At 55.5% G+C, this 13407-nt stretch carries 11 protein-coding genes and 2 pseudogenes; 3 read left to right on the top strand and 10 right to left on the bottom strand.

Features of this window, described 5'->3' with window-relative positions; all coding sequences use genetic code 11:
* Positions 1–25 precede the first annotated feature (25 nt).
* The 10 genes and pseudogenes from M8006_RS07260 to M8006_RS07215 all read right to left on the bottom strand — a co-directional run bounded on the left by M8006_RS07260 (position 26) and on the right by M8006_RS07215 (position 10588).
* Complete coding sequence (locus M8006_RS07260; RefSeq protein WP_250080791.1) at positions 26–715, bottom strand: type 1 glutamine amidotransferase domain-containing protein; 690 nt, start codon at positions 713–715, stop codon at positions 26–28.
* Between the two features lie 234 nt (positions 716–949).
* Positions 950–1852 (bottom strand): GTP cyclohydrolase FolE2, encoded by a 903-nt coding sequence (gene folE2 / locus M8006_RS07255; RefSeq protein WP_250080790.1) that lies wholly within the window; start codon positions 1850–1852, stop codon positions 950–952.
* A complete protein-coding gene (locus tag M8006_RS07250; RefSeq protein ID WP_347709748.1) occupies positions 1852–2940 on the bottom strand; it encodes a CobW family GTP-binding protein in 1089 nt (362 codons plus the stop codon). Before M8006_RS07250 ends, folE2 begins: the two co-directional genes overlap by 1 nt.
* 299 nt (positions 2941–3239) lie before the next feature.
* Positions 3240–3665: pseudogene (hisI, locus tag M8006_RS07245) on the bottom strand (phosphoribosyl-AMP cyclohydrolase); the annotation flags it as partial.
* A 138-nt stretch (positions 3666–3803) separates the two neighbouring features.
* Positions 3804–5714: pseudogene (gene thrS / locus M8006_RS07240) on the bottom strand (threonine--tRNA ligase); the annotation flags it as partial.
* 9 nt (positions 5715–5723) lie between these two features.
* The gene (locus tag M8006_RS07235; RefSeq protein ID WP_250080789.1) at positions 5724–6284 is read right to left on the bottom strand and encodes a DapH/DapD/GlmU-related protein; all 561 of its coding nucleotides are present in this window, start codon (positions 6282–6284) and stop codon (positions 5724–5726) included.
* A gap of 45 nt (positions 6285–6329) precedes the next feature.
* A complete protein-coding gene (locus M8006_RS07230) occupies positions 6330–7346 on the bottom strand; it encodes an arsenic resistance protein (RefSeq protein WP_250080788.1) in 1017 nt (338 codons plus the stop codon).
* Entirely contained in the window at positions 7340–8461 is a 1122-nt protein-coding gene (locus tag M8006_RS07225; protein WP_250080787.1) for an NAD(P)/FAD-dependent oxidoreductase, read from the bottom strand. Before M8006_RS07225 ends, M8006_RS07230 begins: the two co-directional genes overlap by 7 nt.
* A 15-nt stretch (positions 8462–8476) precedes the next feature.
* On the bottom strand, positions 8477–9913 hold the full coding sequence (gene cysS / locus M8006_RS07220; RefSeq protein ID WP_250080786.1) for a cysteine--tRNA ligase: 1437 nt from the start codon (positions 9911–9913) through the stop codon (positions 8477–8479).
* A 333-nt stretch (positions 9914–10246) separates the two neighbouring features.
* Complete coding sequence (locus M8006_RS07215; RefSeq protein ID WP_250080785.1) at positions 10247–10588, bottom strand: YbjQ family protein; 342 nt, start codon at positions 10586–10588, stop codon at positions 10247–10249.
* A 480-nt stretch (positions 10589–11068) separates the two neighbouring features.
* On the opposite strand from M8006_RS07215, the gene M8006_RS07210 reads away from it, so the two are divergent.
* From M8006_RS07210 to M8006_RS07200, 3 genes are all read left to right on the top strand, one after another.
* Positions 11069–11722, top strand: coding sequence for a DUF1523 family protein (locus M8006_RS07210; protein WP_250080784.1), 654 nt, complete (start codon positions 11069–11071; stop codon positions 11720–11722).
* Positions 11723–11874: 152 nt separating this feature from the next.
* Positions 11875–12327: a tellurite resistance TerB family protein gene (locus tag M8006_RS07205; RefSeq protein ID WP_250080783.1), complete on the top strand. Its 453-nt coding sequence runs from the start codon at positions 11875–11877 to the stop codon at positions 12325–12327.
* A gap of 60 nt (positions 12328–12387) precedes the next feature.
* Entirely contained in the window at positions 12388–13365 is a 978-nt protein-coding gene (locus tag M8006_RS07200; protein ID WP_250080782.1) for a calcium/sodium antiporter, read from the top strand.
* Positions 13366–13407 lie beyond the last annotated feature (42 nt).

Here is a 13407-nt window from a genome sequence, read left to right as displayed (position 1 = left end):
GCGGAGATGGCAACGCTAACTCGTACTAAGCGCGTTCAAGCCAAGCAATCAATGCCTCTGCCGTCGGCGCGGAAGACGGCGGGTTCTGGCCGGTAATCAGCTGGCCATCTTCACGCACGTAAGGGGTAAAATCGCCTGCCTTACTGTACTTGCCGCCACACGCTTGCAGTGCATTTTCCACCAAGTGCGGCACAACCTGTGTGAGGCCTACCGCCTCTTCTTCACCGTTGGTAAAGCCAGTCACTGCTCGGCCTTTGACAAGCGGCTCGCCTGCGGCGTCTTTGGCGTTGATCAGCACAATCGGCGCGTGACAAACGCTGGCTACCGGCTTGCCCTGGGCGATAAAGGTTTCAATGAGACGAATGGAGTCCGGGTCATCGACCAAATCCCATAGCGGGCCATGGCCGCCAGGATAAAAGACCGCATCAAAATCATTGGCCTTCATATCGCCCAACCGATGGGTCGCCGCCAGCGCCGCTTGTGCTTCTGAATCCTGTTTGAAACGACGCGTATCGTCGGTTTGGCTATCTTCCGCATCGCTGGTTGGGTCTAGCGGCGGCTGCCCCCCTAGAGGAGACGCTAGCGTAAGTTCAGCCCCGGCATCTTTAAACACATAGTAAGGCGCCGCGAGCTCTTCCAACCAGAAGCCCGTTTTATTACCGGTGTCACCTAGCTGGTCGTGCGAAGTCAGCACCACAAGAATACGTTTGCTCATTGAGAACTCCTGTTCGGTATAGGCATGCATGTCAGGTTATTTCGCATAGTGCCTTATACACTTAGATGGAGACGTGGAAGGGAAATACAACCCTCACCCCTCAATAGCCACTTACGATTTGGCAAGACCAAGACCGCCAGGCATGCTTAAATTCCCATTCTGAATCGGGGAAGAAAGATACCGCTAACACGCTGATTCAAAACTGCGACCTACCACTTTTCATAATGGAGGCGCTCACCCATTCCACTCGCTGCGCGCCACCGCATTGTGAGCATGAAGACTCTCGGCATGCACGACTTTCAGCTTGAAACCGGCTACCCCCGGCGCTTGCCGCAGAGCTTTATCCACACGCCTTGCCGCGTCTTCGCAGAACATCAGGTTTTGCCCATTGGCAAGGGCAAAGGCCTGCTCGTCGATGCGCTTCACGGCGGTTTGCAGCGCTGTGCCGAGTGTTTCCTCAATACGATTGATCAAATTGTCCATCAAATCCGCTACGGGTGATTCAATGTTTTCGTCCTCGGATAATCGTAGCGAGCACTCGACAAAACTACGCTGGCTGTGGGGCGTGGCTAATATGCCCTCTTCGCTGCCCAGCCAAGCCGATACCGCCGATTGGGTTAGCGGGATTTCTGAAAAATCTTCTTCAAAGGCTTGCTGGATAGACTGCCGCGCCAGCGCCGCCGAGCAGGGGCAAGTAGACGAATAGCCCACCGTCAGCTCCAGGTCAGCTCGAAAACCATCGGGCGTTAATTGGCAGCGCAGTGAAAAGGGGTAGTTTTTCCACCCGGCGAGCGGACTAATCAAGGCTTGCCGCTTAAGCGGCAGTTCGCCTTCCACATTCAGGTACGCATCTTGGGACAACCCATCCTGGCTGGTTAAAAAAGCGTCTAATATATCCTTGACCGTTGGCAAGGTAAGCGGTGCGTCTTCAAGCGGTTCCAGCGCCAAATAGAGCCGCGACATATGGATACCGCGCGCTTCGCTCTCATCGAGGCTAACCCCCGCGTCCAGTTTGGCCGTGACACTGTGAGTGCCAAGCTGGACAGGTAGCGCAATGCCCTCCATGCCCACCCAGGCCAACGTACTCGATAAGCGAGTGGTTTGGCTGGCAATATCCGGTAAGGTTAAAACGGTCATTAGTCTACCTCTTTAGAAGAGTGAAAGAAGTTGTAAAGCTCAGCCACGGTGTCAGGCGCAACGTTTTGGGTAATAAACACAAAGCGCGATACGCGGTCGCCCACACTGTTTGCCGGCAGGGACGCAGGCGGGTGAAATATATGTTGCACACCATGTAACGCTAGCGGCGCCTCCCGGTCAGTGAGGTGCACAATAGCTTTAATGCGCAGCATTTTGTCGCCCATTAATGACATCAAAATATCCAGCCAGCTTTCTAGGGCATCAGGCTCAATTAACTCGTTAACGCTAAAGCAGAAAGCATTAATGCCGTCGCTGTGAGGGGAGCCACCGGGCGGATGGGTACTCAATGGCGAACGGTTCAGCGGCGCGGAAAAAGCGTCTGGATGAGTGTCTGCTTGATGTACAGCGTAGCTGCCCGCTTTAAGCCACTGCTCCACCTGAAAACCCTTGGTGTCGCCACCATATAATCCTGCCCCCACCAGCAAATCCGCCGAAAGTTCGCCGTTGATCACCTGCCACTGCTCCGCCGCTGGGTTTAACTTGGCCAATTGATTCGCCAGTTGGGACACACCCTCTTCGCTCGCCAGGTCGGTTTTGGTCATTAGCAGTTTGTCGGCCACCGCGATTTGCTGTTGCGACTCCCAGTGGGCGTCGAGCGTTGCTAAACCATTTGCCGCATCAACGCAGCACACCACGCTATCAAGCTTAAAGCGGTGCGCTAGCCAGTGATCCGTCATCAGCAGTTTCAGCAAAGACGTAGGCTCCGCTAGCCCAGTGGTTTCAATGACGACTCGGGAAGGCTGGGGTTTGTCTTGTGCCGCTATATCGTCAAGCGCTTCTTGCAGCGTCCGGCTCAGATCACCACGTAGCGTGCAACATAGGCAGCCGGTACTCATTTCGATGACCACTTGTTCATCGCTGTGAGTGATCAGCTGATGATCCAATCCGATATCACCAAACTCATTGATCACCACCAGGGTATTGCGCATAGAGGGTTGGTTAACCCATCTGTTCAGGAGTGTGGTTTTTCCACTCCCCAAGAACCCAGTCAATACATTGATCGGCAGTAACGATTGACCTTGCATCATAATCTACTCCCACTTCGCCTTGCGGTAATGGTGCTCCTAGCGCTCTTGGCGTGCCTTGGCCTCAAAACTTAAACTTGCAGTAGGTCTAAATACGAGTCATGGAATACCTCTCGGTTCGCTGTTTTCTCCGCAGTAGCCGTTCCCAAGCGTTGGTCACCTATATGTAAACCTCACTTAAAACACGATATAACATATCATTTTAGGGCAAAAAGCCACTTGGTAACGGCGCATCGCGTCCGTTGCCATGAACTGGAGAGTTCGAAAAAAGCTGCTTTTTTACCTATCTCTCATGAATAACCCTAAAGAATGGTCGGGTTGGGTAGATCCCCATATATCTGTTTTGGATCAAACGTTTTTGAGGGCTCCACATATATCAATGCGCCGCCTGGCTGCCACTCAAAGCCGACCGGAATGCGACGATAGAAGCATGAACGGTAGCCAACATGACAACTGGCTCCCGATCCTGCCACGCCGACACGTAACCACACCGCATCTTGGTCGTCGTCAACACGTAACTCTTCCACTTTTTGTACCAAGCCGCTGGTCGCACCTTTATGCCAGAGCATTTGCCGTGATCGGCTCCAATAGTGAGCTTCTTTGGTTTGAATAGTTTTTGCCAAGGCGGATTGGTTCATATAGCCCACCATAAGCACATCACCCGTTGTGGCATCGGTGGTAACGCAGGTAAGCAAACCTTGTGCGTCAAACTTGGGGGCTAACAAGTCACCCTCTTCTACCTGCTCAACGGAGACTCTCGACGAAAATATTGAACCCGCTTGCCCAATATCCTTTTGGGCGCGCAATTGCTCAAAAAGGCGCTGCTGAGCGGCTTGGTACTCAAGCGCGTCCGGTGCTTGAGTATGCTCTGACAGGTAAGACATAGCCTGATCAACAGGCAATACACCCAGGTCATCGCCCTCCCGAGTGCGCAATGCGATGGTGCCCGAGTCACGCTCTTTGGCACCGGCCACCAGCAGAAAGGGGATGCGCTGCAGGGTTTGTTCGCGAATTTTATAGCCGATTTTCTCGTTGCGCACGTCAGTCTCGGTACGTACGCCTGCCCCATTGAGCAACTGTGCCACAACCTGAGCATAGCTGGCATGTTCTTCGGTGATCGACATTACCATTGCCTGGACCGGCGCCAGCCAAGTTGGTAGCTTGCCCGCATAGTGCTCAATCAGAATGCCGATAAAGCGCTCTAGTGAGCCAAACAGCGCCCGGTGCAGCATCACGGGGCGCTTGCGCTGGCCGTCTTTAGCCACGTACTCCAGGCCAAAACGCTCGGGCAGGTTCATATCCACCTGAAGCGTGCCGCACTGCCAGTCGCGGCCAATGGCGTCACGTAGCACAAACTCAAGTTTCGGGCCGTAGAAGGCGCCTTCGCCGGGGTTGAGCTGATAGGCTAGGCCCATACCCGTCAACGCCTGCTCCAGCGCGCCTTCCAGCAGATCCCAACTGGCATCGTCACCCATGCGGCTCTCTGGCCGAGTAGAGAGTTTGATACGCACATCCTCAAAGCCGAACTGGCGGTAGATATCCAGCACCAAGGCCACCACATCTCGGCACTCGGCATCCATCTGGCCCGGGGTGCAGTAGATATGGGCGTCGTCCTGGGTAAAGTGGCGCACCCGCAGCAGCCCGTGGAGCGCGCCGGAGGGCTCGTAGCGGTGCACCTTGCCAAACTCGCCCATGCGAATGGGCAGGTCGCGGTAGCTTTTTAAACCGTGGCGGTAGAGCAGCACGCTGCCGGGGCAGTTCATCGGTTTGAGCGCCAGCGAGCGGCCATCCTCGGTGTCGGTAGTGAACATATGCTCGCGGTAGTTGTGCCAGTGGCCGGAGATTTCCCACAAGCTGCGATCCATCACATCGGGGGAGTTGACCTCCACATAGCCCGCTGCCTGCTGGCGGCGGCGCATATAGTCGATCAGTTGCTGGAAAACCGCCCAGCCGCGGGGGTGCCAGAACACCGCGCCCGGCGCATCTTCCTGAAAATGAAACAGATCAAAACCCCGGCCCAGGCGTCGGTGGTCGCGTTTTTCCGCCTCTTCAAGGCGCTGCAAATACGCTTTCAGTTGATTTTTATCCGCCCAGGCGATGCCATAGATGCGCTGTAGCTGCTCGTTGTTGGCATCGCCCCGCCAGTAGGCGCCGGCCAGCTTGGTCAGTTTGAACGCTTTGAGAAAGCGGGTATTGGGCACGTGGGGGCCACGGCACATATCCATATATTCTTGGTGGATATAGAGTCCCACGCTGGTGATCTCCTCAGGCATCTCTTCGATGAGGCGCTGCTTGTACGTTTCACCGCGCTCTTTGAACAGCTTGGCCGCTTCATCCCGCGGCGTCATGCGTTTTACAATCTCATACTCTTGGGCGATCAACTCGTGCATCCGCGCTTCGATGGCAGCGAGATCACTCGGCGTAAAGGAACGCTCAAAGGCGATATCGTAGTAGAAACCAGCGTCAATCACCGGGCCAATCACCATCGTGGCGCTGGGGTAAAGCTGCTTAACCGCATGGCCGACCAGATGGGCACAGGAGTGGCGGATAATCTCAAGCCCTTCATCATCCTTGGGGGTAATGATCTGCAGCTGGGCATCGTGATCAATCACCTCGCAGGCATCGACCAGGCGACCATTGAGCTTACCGGCCAGGGTCTGTTTCGCCAGCCCAGGGCCAATGGCGTGCGCCACCTCGGCGACACTAACCCGGTGATCAAAATGGCACTCGGCGCCATCCGGCAGCGTTATAGTCACTGTCTTTTCCAAAGTAGGCATTGTCATCGTTTAGAACTCGTTATGGATTGCCTTATAGCCGCGCACCAAATCATTGTTAGTGCGGGCAACATTTTCAGAGAACTCACTGGCTTCGGTTGAGACTTGTGGTAAAAGCGCCAAATCGGTTTCGGGGCCAATGCGTTCAGTAGAGTGAACATAAAACCCAGCAGGAAGATGGCAGCCATCAACCACTGCGTTATAGCGCACCACACATCTATCTTCGATCGCGCAGTTGAACAACACACTGTTAAAACCGATGAATACATGACTGCCTACCGAGCAAGGGCCATGCACGATTGCTCGGTGAGCGATTGACGTATGTTGGCCTATCGTCACTTTGGCGCCGGATTTTGAATGCATAACAACGCCATCCTGAATATTAGAATGAGCACCAATAACGATGGGATCGATATGGCCATCGGCATCGACTTCATCAGCCCGGATGACGGCATAGGGGCCAATAAAGACGTTCTCTTCAACGATCACTAAGCCGCAAATAATGGCGGTAGGATCAACAAAGGCACTGGGCGCAATTTTAGGCAAATCGCCACGCGGATTTTTTCTGATCATAAAAGGCCTTTAGGTAAATAGACGTCAATTATAAGGACGTCGTGGTTAACCACTATTACGACGGTGGAGCCATCGGGAGGGATAAGGGTGACGTTCGAGCACTATTAGCACGCGCCTTAGCAGCGTCAAGTGAGGAAACTCCACTAACATACCCATCACCAGGGCGGCATAGATAAGCGGCTGGCCGGGCAGCACCGTCATGGTCACCGCCAGCATCAGCGGCGCATTACGGGCGGCGATGGTCATGGTGAGTAGCGCGTGTTCGGGGTAGTCCAGACAGCACCCGCGGCTGAGCGCTTCGCTAAGCAAGAAGGTCAGCACAAAGAACACAAACACCGACAGCAGCAGCCAGGCAAACACATAGCGGTGCGCGAGGATTGAGGCGATATTACCGGCGAAGATTTGCAACACCAGCAGGGCAATCACCCAGGGGGTGGCGCGGTCTGCAAAGGTTAGGCACTGTTCAAAACGTTGCTCGCCAAGCATAAAGCGTAGCGTGTAGTGCAGCGTTAGGGCGGCGATCGCTGGCAGCAAAAACCAGTGCAGCAGCGTGGTAGCGATTAACTGGGGATCAATCGCGCCCGTATGCGGGGTAAACCACTGCAAATAGAACGGGTAAAGCAGCAGCTGTAGCGCCATATTAATCGGTATCAGCGCCATCCCTAAGGCGACATTGCCTCCTGCCAGGCGGGTAAAGCCCAGAAACCAGTCGGTGCAGGGCGACACAAAGTAGATCACTAGCCCCACCATCAGCAGTGGGTGCGCCGCCATAAATAGCGACGCCACGCCATAACCAATCAGGGGCACGAAAATGAAGTTAGCCACCACGGCAATGGCGATAAAACGTAGGTTGCCCGCCTGTTGGGCAAGCACGTCCAGGCGTACGCTGAAAAATAGCAGGCCAATCATGGTGAGCAGCGTGGTATCGACGTTATCGCCCAGCCACTGACCACGGTCGGGGGCAAAGTGGCCGAGTAGCGCGCCGATAATAATCGCCATCACCAGCAAGCTGGAGGTCAGCGTGGCAGCGGGTAAGCGGTCGCGGGAGCTAAGGGTCAGCATTGGCAATCCTCACAGCACTCCTGGTTACCGAACGCGCCCCACACTTGGTTATCCTCTTCCAGTACCCAGGCATCAATGTCCAAGCGCTCGGCCAAACAGGTAGCGATCATGCTGAAGCGCTGACGAAACTTGTAAATAAAGCAGTAGATTTGCGGGTCGTGACGCACCTGAGGGCCGACTAAAAACAGCCCTGGCGTTAGGGTGGATTCGTCCAGCTCGGTGAGTATTACCTGCCCCTTCGCATCCCACTCCCACCATTCATCAATCTGGGTGGCGCCGCCGCCGCTGAGAAAGCCGGTGCCCAGAATCGGCGGCTGTTCGCAGGTCCATTGGCGGCCATCGGCGGCGTGGATGCGAAAGCCGCTGGCCGCATTGGCGGTGACTTCGACAATATCCGCGCCGAAGACAATCTCCAGCCGCCCGGTGTTGACCGCCGCTTCCAGGCGACCCCGGGTGTAGGGCGACAGCGACAGGCTGGGGTCGTGGGGGCTGCTGGGATCCCAGGAGGATTTGCGCGCCAGCAGGCGCACCGAGCGCCCCAGCTGCACCAGGTTGACCGCTGCATCGACGCCACTTTCGTAGCCGCCGATCACCGTATAGCGGGGGGCGCTGAAGTCTGCCCAGTTTTCCACTTCGGCATAATGGGGACACCAACTGGCCCCGGGGAATGGCGCCAGTTCAGGAAACTGATACTCCCCGGTGGCCCATACCAGAAAGCGCGTGTGCAGCTCGCCCTGTTCGCCACTGACAAAAAAGCCGCCGTCCGCCGCAGGCGCTACCTGCTGAACTTGCCAGCCTTCACGGATGGGTAGCTCGTGCTGCTGGGCAATAAAGTTTAAGTAGTCGGCGTACTGGGCGCCGCTGGGGTGTTCTACACCGCAATAGAGTGCGGGCGAACTGAGTGCATCCACGGCATTGAGATCGGCCAGGCCGAAGGGGTTGCTGTAAAACGAGGGGGTGATAAAACGCGTTTGCGCGGGCCAGCGGCGCAGCGATTCACCAATACGCCCGCCTTCCAGCAGTACATAATCGAGATCGGGCAGTTTTGCTAACATGGTAGCTAAACCTACCCCGGCCGGGCCCGCCCCGACGATAATCACATCATAGCGTTGCATTTCGCGCCTCCCTCTTCATACCGTCACCGCGTCGGCGAACTGCCACTGAGTGCCTTGTGGAGTGTCATTTATCACCACACCGGCCATTTCAAGCGTTTGGCGCAGGGCATCTGCCTGGACAAAATCGCGCTGCTGGCGGGCCTGATGGCGTTCTGCTATCAATGCCTCAACCCGGCTGGCGGGCAGCCGCTGTGGCGAGGCTTGATCTGGCAGTTCCCGCAGGGCGTTTAAGGCGCTTGCTGCCGGTTGCTGTAATAAGCCGACCAACGCGGCAGAGGCACGCAGCCGTTGGGCGGCTAAGCGTGCATTTTCTTTATTGGTAGCATCGCTAATCGCGCTTGATAGCGCGTGCAGGCGGCTGATGACGCGGGGCACATTGAGGTCATCGCGCAGGGCTTCCAGCACCTCGACATCCGGCGCTACGCTCTTCCACGCATTCTGTTCTCCTTCAGCCTGCTCATCCCCAGTGACAGCGGCTAGGCGGCGGTACCAGCGCGCCAGGGTTTGCCGCGCCTGGGCCAACCGCTGGGCATTCCAGTCCAGCGGGTGGCGGTAGTGGGTCGCCAGCAGTGCAAAGCGAACCGCTTCACCGGGCGCCTGGCTGAGCAGATCGCGTACCAGCAGTACGTTGCCAATGGACTTGGACATTTTCTGCCCCTCGACGGTGATAAAGCTGTTGTGCACCCAGGTATGGCAGTAAAGCGCGCCGTGGGCGCAGGTGCCCTGGGCAATTTCGTTCTCGTGGTGAGGAAAGATCAGATCCTGGCCGCCGCCGTGAATATCGAGGGTATGCCCCAGGTGCTGGCCGATCATCGCCGTGCACTCCACGTGCCAGCCGGGTCGCCCGCGGCCCCAAGGGCTCCGCCAGCCGGGCATTTCTGGTGTTGAAGGCTTCCAGAGCACGAAATCGAGGGGGCTACGCTTGTAGGGGGCAACTTCGACCCGGGCGCCGACCAGCATGTCATCAGGACGGCGACCCGACAGCGCCCCATACTCGGGGTAAGAGGCCACATCAAACAGCACATGGCCCTGGGCTACATAGGCATGACCGCGGGTGATTAATGTGCCGATCAGTTGGATAATGTCAGGGATATGCCCGGTCACCCGGGGCTCTATATCCGGTGGCAGTACGTCCAGCGCCTGCATATCCTGGTGGTAGGCCTCAATATAGCGCTCGGTGATCGCACCAATCGGCACGCCAGCGTCTGCCGCCGCGGCATTAATCTTGTCATCCACGTCGGTAAAATTGCGCGCGTAGACGACCTCGGGGTAGTCATACCTTAACAAGCGCGCCAGCACGTCAAAAATCACCGCCGGGCGGGCGTTACCAATATGCGCAAAGTTATATACCGTGGGGCCACAGACATACAGGGTCACCCGGTCGGGGCGTTCGGTGCGGAGCGGTTCTTTAGCGCGCGTCAGCGTGTTATAGAGGCGAATCGTCGCTGTCATGGCGTCTCCACGGTGGGCATAAGCGAGCGGTAGTTGGGGGTTCAGATGCACATCAATATCATCAATTCTATTATTGTTACATTATAACATAACATTTAGCTACCCCTATGAAGCAACTTGCGCCGACGAATTAGCTACAGTGCGTTTACAAATTGAATGGCGCTACTATTCCAGATAAGAACTACGGGTTGGCGAACCTCTCGTGCAGCCACTTGAATAGTGACGCAGTTTTTATATTGACGCTTCCGTCGAGCAGGACTTCCAATCGCGCTGGTACCGTTGACAACTTGTTCCCGTCATCTACAAGCCCCCAACGAACCGTCATCGGTTCAATTACGCTCTCCTCACCTTCACCGCCGTACCTGTAGCAACCAAGAACAGCATCGACTTGCCGCCGCCTGAAATCTCGCTGTAATCAAGATCAATGCCAATCACAGCGTTGGCGCCCATTTGAGCTGCCTCTGTACGCAATTCATCAAGGCAAGCAATACGCGCATCACGCAATGCGTTCTGAGATGATTTATTGCGGCCGCCAAAGAAATCGCGAAAGCCCGCGAACATATCCTTGAGCACGTTCATGCCGAATACACACTCAGACGAAACAATGTCGACATGCTCGATGACTCGATAGCCTTCAAGATGTGACGAGGTAGTAAGGACAACTTGCTGCGACATAGGTACCTCGTGATTGGTTAATAAGTCCTGCATTCGCAATGAGAACGCTATGCTTTGGCTGTCGGGTAATATGCAGGGGTGGCCGCTTGGTGGCAATGGGAATTTTCTGAAATGGCGATGGCCATCTCATCACGCCTTAACACCTCGTATCCGCTGCCTATTCGGCTAGGCGCTCTCGTCGAGCCAGCGTTTTGCCTCAGGCAGCCTAGAGATCACCCCTGCTAGGGCCTGCTACTTCGGTATCGAAGCAAAGTTGCCGAAGACGCTCACGAATGTCATTATCACCGATAGCTCAAATGCGATTACATTTATCATCAGACAATGCAATGTCCATTTCTGTGATCTTCAATAGAAACCTGCTAAAGCCTTGCCACCAAGCCAAATAGACATAGCGCCGGGTAGGCACTGATAGTGTAGATGCAGAGTGTATCAGCAACAGAACATGTCGCTACGAAACCTTAACCCTAAGGAAAATGATCAATGAAACGCCTTGGATATGCCCTGGTTGGCGCGGCTTTGATCGCAGTCGGCGCCGCTTTATACTATGCCCTACCGCAGGTTGATGTCGTGCGCCTGATCGGTACCGATGTTAAGCGGGTAGATACCCAGAATAACAACGAGAACAGTGAATCCGGTAGCTCTGTCAGCACTATGGACGTGTACTTTATCCTGGCAGAAAACCAGGAAGGTGATCCGCGCAATTACCGCAACGAAGATGCAATTTTGTACGGAAAGTTCGATAGCTCCGACCTGCACACTCGTGCCCGCTCGATTTCACAGGACGAAAATAACTTAGTGGCCGTTCGGCATTACGGCTGGCGTGTTCCAATCTTCTCGATGTTTCCGAACGCAGTGAAGGCCTGGCAAGTCGAGCCGGGCTACCGTCACTTTCCGCTGTTCAATATCGTTGTCCTAACCTTGCTGGCGTTGGGGGGTGCCTATGTCGCCTGGCGGGTTCGTCGCGCTGCCCGGCAACTGCATGCCCGTCGCGAGGCAGACCGCGCCGAACGAGAAATTCAAGCAGAGCAGGCACGCATTACCAGCCGCAACAACGATGACAGCCAACGCATTCGCGATGAATTCCTGTCGGACAATGGCAGCTCCGGGCACGAGGATGACAAAGGACCATCGTAAAATACACCCATACGACATTGTCGTAGCATCAATGACCATTCGCCACAAGCTGTGCAACGTATCCGCCTCGCGGACCTCAAAGGCGCTTGATAGGCTATCCGATCAAGTCCGCTAAATTTCAAAATGGTTCATTATCAGACTGGAGAAGCAAGATGGCACTTAATTGGCTAAAAGAAAACGTTACTAAGGCACGTGAAAACCTGACAGCTGAGGTAGCGAAGTTCAAAAACCGTACCTTTATGGAAGCAATCGTCTCTGGCTGCGCCCTCGTCGCCGCGGCTGACGGCACCGTCGATGCCTCGGAAAAGCAGAAGATGGCAGCGTTTTTAGAGCGCTCGGACGAGCTGAAGCATTTCGACATTCGGCAGGTGATTGAGGTGTTCAACAAAGCCGTTGGCGATTTCGAATTCGATCATGAAATCGGCAAGGCCAATGCCCTGCAGACCGTCGGCAAGGTACGCGGCAAGGAAGATCAAGCCCGGGTCATTGTGCGTGTCGTGTGCGCCATTGGTGCGGCCGATGGCGATTTCGATGACGACGAGAAAGCCGTGGTGCGAGAAATCGCACAGGAGCTTGGTCTCAAGCCTGAAGAGTTCGATCTATAACCCCTTCAACGACAAAAACCGTCCTCTCTTTTCGCCGTTTTTTATTCTTCTGGAACCAACATGCACGAACTCAGCACTTACCAACTTTCCCTGATTGCATTCGGCGCAATTGCGTTTGGCGTTTGGCTGCTGATCAAGGGAGGAGATTGGACGGTCGATAACGCCGTGACGGTCGCCGGACGGTCAGGATTATCAAAGCTTTTCATTGCCGCCACCGTCCTGGCGTTTGGCACCTCTGCGCCGGAACTTTTCACCTCTGTCAACGCCAACCTGTCTGGTTTTCCCGGCATTTCGGTCGGCAACGTGATTGGCTCAAACATTGCCAACGTCTTCATGGTGATTGCGGTGTCAGCCCTGATTGCACCTGTTGTCTTCAGCCGCGCCGACGTGGCTCTAGACACGGTCGTCATGCTGGCTGCCACGGCCGGTATGGTGGCGGCGGTAGTCGCCGGTATCCTGCCAGCCTGGGGAGGTCTGGTGATGGTCATCGCGCTTGCTGGCTACGTGTTCTACCAGTACAAGGCTAGCAAGCTCGACGTAGACGAAGTGGAAGAGCACGATACCGGTAGCCGCTTTCCAGGACTTATGCTGCTTGTCGGCATCTTAACCCTGCTGATCGGGTCCGAGATTCTGGTTCAGGGAGCGGTTGCTGGCGGTGTTGCACTCGGCGTGCCCGAAGCCGTGATCGGTATGACCCTTATTGCCTTTGGCACCTCGCTGCCTGAGCTGACCGCCTGTGTAGCTGCCGCTCGCAAGGGCCAAAACGACATGATCGTAGGCGGTATCATTGGCAGCAACATCTTCAATATTCTGTCGGTCCTGGCGCTTTCTGCCGTCGCCAAGCCTTTGTTGATTGATCCACGTTTTACATCCTTCGACATCTACGCGGTCGTCCTTGTGACCCTCGTCTTTGCGGCCTTCCTGCTCTTTGTGGGCAAGATCGGACGCATAACAGGCGGCATAATGGCAGCGTGCTATATCGCCTTCATCATCGCGCAGTACACGCTGTCAGACAGCTTACTGGCTGTTAATCTCTGATCTAGCGTATCGACAGATTTCGCAAACAAGGCAATCAGATGG

This window comes from Halomonas llamarensis (assembly GCF_023555005.1).
Lineage (GTDB): Bacteria > Pseudomonadota > Gammaproteobacteria > Pseudomonadales > Halomonadaceae > Vreelandella > Vreelandella llamarensis.
This window is presented reverse-complemented; position numbering and strand designations above follow the sequence as displayed.